This is a genomic window from Desulfococcus sp. (assembly GCF_050178255.1).
GTDB lineage: Bacteria > Desulfobacterota > Desulfobacteria > Desulfobacterales > Desulfococcaceae > Desulfococcus > Desulfococcus multivorans.
Genome location: NZ_JBFXGG010000150.1, coordinates 1 through 6,220, shown reverse-complemented (window position 1 = coordinate 6,220; position 6,220 = coordinate 1). Strand labels below are relative to the sequence as shown.

Genomic DNA, 6,220 nt, shown 5'->3' with positions numbered 1-6,220 from the left:
GCTGAAAACCAGGCCCGGCCGAGTCTGTTCCGCTGGAACGTTGACCTCCTGTTTTTCTCTCACCTGGAGTTCTCTGGTTTCGCTCATCTTGTCCTCCTGTCGTTATTTGATGGAAATCTGTCGCGGTTTCGTGGCCTCGGATTTTGCGATGGTCACCGTCAGCACGCCGTTGGTCAGGCCGGCGCTGACCTTGTCCATGTCGGCCCCGTTTGGCAGGGTGACGATTCGAGAGAATTTCCCCGCCTCCCGTTCACGCCGATGATACCGGACATTGTCTCCTTCGGCCGGGATCCTGCGCTCGCCGGAGATGGTCACGCTGTTGCCGGCGGCCTGAATATCGAGATCATCGGCCGCCATTCCGGGAAGCTCCGACCGGATGTAGAAATGATCCTGATCTTCCGTCACGTTAACGGACGGGAATACACCGGCATGCAGCCCCGGCCATCCGGACCGGAAGAACTGATCGCCGAAGAGCCGATCCATCTCACGCTGCATCCGTTCCAATTCCGCAAACGGATTTCGCCAACCCAAGCCTGGAAAATCGAACAGTCTTCTTGCAGTCATGGTGCAATCCTCCTTTGTGTTGATCCTCTTGTTCGTGATCTTCAGGTCCACGATCACGTGCCTGAGAATGGGTTAACGCTTGGTTTTTCAGGCCTTGTGTTCAATACCCTCATTTTTTGTTTCTAAAATAATTATCACAAAAATTTTGTCAATATAATTTTTTACTTTATTATTACATTACTTTTTATATAAATTTATTCTAAGTAATAAAATGATATCTGCGTTATCGTCGTGATGTCGTCGTAAACGCCTTCCCGCAGACATTCAAATCCTGTTGACAACCCTCAAACCGCAGGATAGAGAGTGCCGTTTCCCTGAATCATGAAAAGCCTTTTCAACTATATCAATAACAATTTAAATGCGAAACCGATATGGAAACGCCTAATCCCTGTATCACCTGTGGTGTCTGTTGCACCTATTTCAGAGCATCCTTATTTTTCAGAAGCTGTTATTGATGTTATCTTAAAAACTGATTATAATATTTTATTAAACTTTCGACTTTCATAATGGCAACCGGAAAGAGGTGCCGGGAGGATACGGCCCGGCACCGGCCTATGAAAGTCGAAAGTTGAGTATTTTAAAAAAGGTATTACCGCCGAAAAGGAAAAACCGATGACCGGACCCCAAAATCGATGGATTGTGCGGAATCGATCGGTGATCGGCCGTTCAGATATCAAGGCCCGCTTCATCCGTCATCAAACCAACATCCGAAAATCCCCTGTCAAGGTCGATGTTAATGGTCGGTTCGAATTCCCGAAGCTTATCCATAATCCCTCCGGCCGGGAGATGGATCCACTCCGGGCGACTTTCGGCAAGCGCATTCACGGCACCGTCAAGCATATCCGCGTCGAAGGCGGCAATACCCATTCCGGCGCGTCGAACCATCGTTTTGCATGAGTCCCCGCCGGGATTGGAATGTCTATATGATTCGGTGCACGGACGGTTCTCTGTACACCGGCATCGCGACGGACGTCCAAAGACGATTCCGGGAACACCGAAGCGGTGGGGTGAGAGCAGCGAAATATTTTCGGGGACATCATCCCGAGGGGATTGTCTTCTCGCGAAAAGTGGGGTCCCGGCGGTCGGCCCTGATGGTGGAGGCGAAAATCAAAAAGGCCTCCAAGCAGGTGAAGGAGGCGTTGATCGCCGACCCTCCGCTGATCGATCCCTGGATGCCGACCGGCTGCAAAGGATGAATCACTTTCGACCACAATTCGTTTAAATAGGTTGCACCGGATTCTTATTTTAGTTTATGATCAAAACAAAGGCGATATGTGCGATGCCGAAAATTGGATATGCCCACGGTACAATCCGGATGCGACATCGGCACAACCGAAACCTTCCAAGATTTCAAACATGACCGTTATTACCGCCCGATTCGAGTTCTGCCGTCTGAACGGCTGAAAGACGCTGATTGAACAAAACCCGTCACGGATAACATTTTTCGATCGAATTCTCATGATAAAGATCGCAGAACACAGCCGTATTGCAGCGACGGATTTACCGTCTCGGCAGACGGCGCTAATGGAGACGAAGTGATGAAAGAACTGATTGAACGTATCGCAAAGAGCCTTGTGGATGATCCGGAACAGGTAACGGTAAAGGAAATCATTGGAAAACAAACGATCATACTGGAACTGAAAGTTGCCAAGGAAGACATTGGAAAGGTTATCGGGAAAAGCGGACAGACCGCCAATGCACTGAGAACCATTCTCAGTGCCGCTTCGGGAAAAGTGAACAAACACTATATTCTCGAAATTATCGGGTGAGCCCACACGGCCCCGAGATCGGCGACAAACGCGCCCCTGCCGGGATTGTCGCGTTGTCGCCCAAATTTAAGGAGAAATCTTATGAAAATCTATGTTGGAAATCTGTCGTACGATGTTACCGAAGAGGATTTGAATCAGGCGTTTCAACCCTTTGGCCAGGTCGAATCCGTTGCCGTCATCAAAGACAAGATGAGCGGCCAATCCAAAGGGTTCGGTTTCGTGGAAATGGCCTCCAAAGCCGAAGGACAGGCTGCCATCGACGGCCTCAACGGCAAGGAATTCAAAGGTAGAACCCTCAATGTGAACGAGGCCAGACCCCGGAGTGACAATCGCGGCGGCTACGGCGGTGGCGGCGGTAAAGGCGGCGGCGGTGGCAGAGGCGGTTACGGCGGCGGTGGCGGTAGAGGCGGCGGCGGTGGCAGGGGTGGCTACGGCGGCGGTGGCGGCGGCAGGGGTGGCTACGGCGGCGGCGGCAGGGGCGGTTACGGCGGGGACCGATAGGGATAGCACCCACTCCGAAAAAGAGTCGGCGCCTTTAAATCGGCAGGTCTCGTAAGTTCCCCAACAAAGGATTCATCAACAGCATCGGTTTTCAAAGGGGATGTGGCAAGGACTTACGAATTCCCCGTTTTGATCCATTATATAGCAGCAGCAGAGATCGGGTTTCTCCCGAAGGGCCTCCTCCGCGATGGGACACGCGCGGAGGGGTTCCGTACCGGCATCGATCTCGCCGTCCGGATCCCCTCTGCCGTTCGTGACGAAATGCAGGGTATCGTTCATGGTTCGGTCCTCCGTTCCAACCTCACTCATAAGCTCATGTTTTCACAGAAAGGTTCGTTCCTGAAACGTTTGTCTTTGCACAGAACCTTTCTGTAGCGGGCGAGACCTTCCAGGCATTTTCCTCCGGCGCTCCTCACCTCGATACGGATCACGCGCCTGTCCCGCCCCGCTTCTCTGGGCTCAATGGTAATCCTGCCGATGTGGGTATCCGTATTGCGCTCGAATTCTCCGAGTACGGTATTCAACGCATCATTCAAGACCACCTGGGTCAGTGCGGTGATCAATTTGTCATCGCATTTGACGGCATTGTTTTTCATGGGGTCTGATTCCAATCGAAACGTGTCAACGGCATTCTGAAAACGCCTTTAAGCATCATGTCAAAACCTGCACGTTTTGAGTCGTCACAGGTTCTGGTTCCAAATATCCGGGCTCCGTATCAAGTGTAAGCACATGAATTTGCATGTCAACGTATCGACCCCCATAGTCCTCCGTTAAACGCCCCAAGTCTGGACCGCTCCAAGCTTTTGCTTGATGTATCAGCCGTTATCCGATAAAAGTAGAACGTCTCGAGCGGCGATATAAGGAGATCATCATGCGCAGAATTACGAGAGAGGTTATATTTGAAACGGAAAAGGGTTGTTGGAACGGTGATCAACGCCTGAAAACCGCAGGGCTTCTGCTGTCGCACATCAAGGCGGCACACACCGATGACGGCCACATCACCGGCTGCAGGGCTACGATCGCTTTCAGGAAAATCGACGAAACAGACCGGATCGAGCGATACAGGGTCTTTTTCCCCCCGCTCCTCGACGGGAAAAATATCCTCGCGGCACTCGAGAAAAATCTATGTCCCTTCTGCGAAATCGAGCGGGCGAAAGAGATGGCGGCGGCATGCCGCCGAAATGAAGACAGCGGCCGCGGACCGATTTATATCCCGGAGAATTCAGAAGATCGTTACGAAATCGACGCCGCCGGCCGACTGTCGAGACAGCGGGCCACGGCATCCGGCGGCCGGCGCCCCCGAGAGTGGTTCGATTTCACCAAAGGGTTCTGGTTCACGGATCCGGACGCCGTTCCGGTTTCAAAACCCGACCGTTGAATCGATATTCGCCAACCGGAACATGACGCCCAATACACAAAGGAGAATGATCATGTTATCTGACGTCTTAAGCAAGATCAAATGGCTGGGTCACGATGGTTTCGAGATATCTTCAGACGACATTCGGCTCGTCGTCGATCCCTACCAGATCGAGGACGGCGAACCCGCGGACATCATTCTGATCACTCACCCCCATTTCGACCACTGCTCGGTCGACGACATCGAAAAAATCCGGACACCCGCCACCGTCTTTGTCACCGAGGCCGAATCCGCCAGAAAACTCACCGGCGACGTCCGGGTCGTCAAGCCCGGGGACCGGCTGACGGTCATGGGCATCGATATCGAAGCCGTTCCGGCTTACAACACCAACAAGGATTTTCACCCGAAGAAAAACAAGTGGCTGGGCTTTATCATCACCATCGACGGCGTCCGGATCTATCATGCCGGCGATACGGACCTGATCCCGGAAATGAACGACCTCTCGGTGGACATCGCACTGCTGCCCGTATCCGGCACCTATGTCATGACCGCGGCCGAGGCTGTCGAGGCCGCCGGAAAGATCAAGCCCAAGGTGGCCATCCCCATGCACTACGACGCCATCGTCGGCACCCGCGACGACGCCGCGAAATTCAAGGCCGCCCTTTCAGGGGTCTGCGAGGTCGTCGTTCTGAACAAATAGGCACGCCGGCCCAGGATGCCGCGCACGGCAGACCGGATATTGACTCACGAGAGCGGCTTTCATAATAATGCCTTGCGAACATCGACATTCGAGCCGATCTCAAGCGGCATTCGGCTTAAAGCAATTTGAAAATTCTCATCAAAACGTTGGAGGGCTCCCATGCGAGATGAGCACGACCCCAAGAATCATGGCGGCCGGGGGCTGACCCGCCGCGGCTTCCTCAAAACCATGGGCACCGGCGCGGCGGTCGCCGTTGCCTCCGATTCTCTCGTCGGCTTCGGCACCGCAGCCGGGGCCGCCACGCCGGAAACAACCGTCGCCGTCAGCTTCACGGTCAACGGCATTCGCCGCGACATGGTCGTTGAGCCGCGGTGGACGCTCCTTCACATCCTCCGGGAAAAGCTCGGCATCACCGGAACCAAGCCCGGCTGCGAACGAGGCGAATGCGGCGCGTGCACCGTCCTTGTCGACGGCGTCGCCCGGTATGCCTGCCTGACCCTTGCGGCGGAGGTCGACGGCCGGGAGATCACGACGGTCGAAGGCCTCATGGACGGCGAACGTCTCGGGCCTGTCCAGCAGGCATTTGTCGAACATGACGCGTTCCAGTGCGGCTATTGCACATCCGGTCAGATCATGGCCGCCGAGGGACTGCTGCGCGCCAATCCCGCTCCCGGGAAGGACGACATCCGCGCGGCCATGAGCGGGAATCTCTGTCGCTGCGGCGCCTATCCCCACATCACGGCAGCCGTGTTGCGGGCTGCGGAACTCAAGCGGAAAAAATGAGGTGAACCTTGGCTGATGAAGACAAACGCATTTTCGAAGCCCCGGAATCGCCGGTGCCCGAAACGCCCCGCCCCGGAGAACAGCCCGCCCCCTGGGGCAAGACCCGCGTTGTCGGGGCGCCTCTCCCCCGGGTCGACGCTTATGAACGGGTGAGCGGTTCTGCCGTCTACCCTTCGGACGTGAAACTCCCCAACATGCTGCACGGGGCCATTCTGCGATGCCCCCACCCCCACGCCCGGGTGGTTCGGATCGACACCACGCGGGCAAATCGCATGCCCGGCATACATGCCGTCATGGACGGCAGTTCTTCCGGCGCCGAGCTCCTGTGGACCTATACCGGGTCGGGAACAACCCTGCAGACGAAAATATTCGACCCTGTCTGCCGTTTCGAGGGTGAAACCGTGGCTGCCGTGGCTGCAGAAAGCCCTTACCAGGCCCGGGATGCCCTTCGCGCCATCGACGTCACCTATGAGGTGCTGCCCTTCATCTCCGACGAGCGGACCGCCCTGGCGGCTTCAGCTCACCCGATCCATCCCGGCGGCAACC

Annotated in this window: 10 protein-coding genes and 1 pseudogene; 8 read left to right on the top strand and 3 right to left on the bottom strand. The window is 55.3% G+C overall.

Going from position 1 to position 6,220, the window contains the following annotated elements:
• Nucleotides 1-102: 102 nt before the first annotated feature.
• Nucleotides 103-357 (bottom strand): Hsp20/alpha crystallin family protein, encoded by a 255-nt coding sequence (locus AB7S84_RS16020; RefSeq protein WP_428155718.1) that lies wholly within the window; start codon nucleotides 355-357, stop codon nucleotides 103-105.
• 819 nt (nucleotides 358-1,176) lie between these two features.
• Between AB7S84_RS16020 and AB7S84_RS16015 the strand changes: the two genes are divergently transcribed.
• The 4 genes from AB7S84_RS16015 (at nucleotide 1,177) to AB7S84_RS16000 (ending at nucleotide 2,834) form a co-directional block, all read left to right on the top strand.
• Nucleotides 1,177-1,461, top strand: a complete 285-nt coding sequence (locus AB7S84_RS16015; RefSeq protein WP_020878375.1) for a hypothetical protein — start codon at nucleotides 1,177-1,179, stop codon at nucleotides 1,459-1,461.
• Nucleotides 1,462-1,487: 26 nt separating this feature from the next.
• Nucleotides 1,488-1,760, top strand: a complete 273-nt coding sequence (locus AB7S84_RS16010; RefSeq protein ID WP_200809343.1) for a GIY-YIG nuclease family protein — start codon at nucleotides 1,488-1,490, stop codon at nucleotides 1,758-1,760.
• 342 nt (nucleotides 1,761-2,102) lie between these two features.
• Nucleotides 2,103-2,333: a KH domain-containing protein gene (locus AB7S84_RS16005; RefSeq protein WP_020878377.1), complete on the top strand. Its 231-nt coding sequence runs from the start codon at nucleotides 2,103-2,105 to the stop codon at nucleotides 2,331-2,333.
• Nucleotides 2,334-2,414: 81 nt separating this feature from the next.
• Nucleotides 2,415-2,834, top strand: a complete 420-nt coding sequence (locus tag AB7S84_RS16000) for an RNA recognition motif domain-containing protein (RefSeq protein WP_428155715.1) — start codon at nucleotides 2,415-2,417, stop codon at nucleotides 2,832-2,834.
• A 75-nt stretch (nucleotides 2,835-2,909) separates the two neighbouring features.
• Here AB7S84_RS16000 and AB7S84_RS15995 read toward each other — a convergent pair whose 3' ends face one another.
• Both AB7S84_RS15995 and AB7S84_RS15990 read right to left on the bottom strand, forming a co-directional pair.
• Nucleotides 2,910-3,113, bottom strand: a complete 204-nt coding sequence (locus AB7S84_RS15995) for a hypothetical protein (protein WP_020875386.1) — start codon at nucleotides 3,111-3,113, stop codon at nucleotides 2,910-2,912.
• A gap of 26 nt (nucleotides 3,114-3,139) precedes the next feature.
• A complete protein-coding gene (locus AB7S84_RS15990; RefSeq protein ID WP_020875385.1) occupies nucleotides 3,140-3,430 on the bottom strand; it encodes a hypothetical protein in 291 nt (96 codons plus the stop codon).
• A 275-nt stretch (nucleotides 3,431-3,705) separates the two neighbouring features.
• Here AB7S84_RS15990 and AB7S84_RS15985 point away from each other — a divergent pair, with 275 nt between their 5' ends.
• The 4 genes and pseudogenes from AB7S84_RS15985 to AB7S84_RS15970 all read left to right on the top strand — a co-directional run.
• A complete protein-coding gene (locus AB7S84_RS15985; RefSeq protein ID WP_020875384.1) occupies nucleotides 3,706-4,212 on the top strand; it encodes a hypothetical protein in 507 nt (168 codons plus the stop codon).
• A gap of 52 nt (nucleotides 4,213-4,264) precedes the next feature.
• On the top strand, nucleotides 4,265-4,891 hold the full coding sequence (locus AB7S84_RS15980; RefSeq protein WP_020875383.1) for an MBL fold metallo-hydrolase: 627 nt from the start codon (nucleotides 4,265-4,267) through the stop codon (nucleotides 4,889-4,891).
• A gap of 159 nt (nucleotides 4,892-5,050) precedes the next feature.
• The gene (locus AB7S84_RS15975; protein WP_020875382.1) at nucleotides 5,051-5,674 is read left to right on the top strand and encodes a (2Fe-2S)-binding protein; all 624 of its coding nucleotides are present in this window, start codon (nucleotides 5,051-5,053) and stop codon (nucleotides 5,672-5,674) included.
• Between the two features lie 8 nt (nucleotides 5,675-5,682).
• Nucleotides 5,683-6,220: pseudogene (locus tag AB7S84_RS15970) on the top strand (hypothetical protein); the annotation flags it as partial.

Coding starts and splice junctions, on each gene's coding strand:
- AB7S84_RS16020 (WP_428155718.1), bottom strand. CDS start 357: ATGGCGGCCGATGATCTCGATATTCAGGCCGCCGGCAACAGCGTGACC.
- AB7S84_RS16015 (WP_020878375.1), top strand. CDS start 1,177: ATGACCGGACCCCAAAATCGATGGATTGTGCGGAATCGATCGGTGATC.
- AB7S84_RS16010 (WP_200809343.1), top strand. CDS start 1,488: ATGATTCGGTGCACGGACGGTTCTCTGTACACCGGCATCGCGACGGAC.
- AB7S84_RS16005 (WP_020878377.1), top strand. CDS start 2,103: ATGAAAGAACTGATTGAACGTATCGCAAAGAGCCTTGTGGATGATCCG.
- AB7S84_RS16000 (WP_428155715.1), top strand. CDS start 2,415: ATGAAAATCTATGTTGGAAATCTGTCGTACGATGTTACCGAAGAGGAT.
- AB7S84_RS15995 (WP_020875386.1), bottom strand. CDS start 3,113: ATGAACGATACCCTGCATTTCGTCACGAACGGCAGAGGGGATCCGGAC.
- AB7S84_RS15990 (WP_020875385.1), bottom strand. CDS start 3,430: ATGAAAAACAATGCCGTCAAATGCGATGACAAATTGATCACCGCACTG.
- AB7S84_RS15985 (WP_020875384.1), top strand. CDS start 3,706: ATGCGCAGAATTACGAGAGAGGTTATATTTGAAACGGAAAAGGGTTGT.
- AB7S84_RS15980 (WP_020875383.1), top strand. CDS start 4,265: ATGTTATCTGACGTCTTAAGCAAGATCAAATGGCTGGGTCACGATGGT.
- AB7S84_RS15975 (WP_020875382.1), top strand. CDS start 5,051: ATGCGAGATGAGCACGACCCCAAGAATCATGGCGGCCGGGGGCTGACC.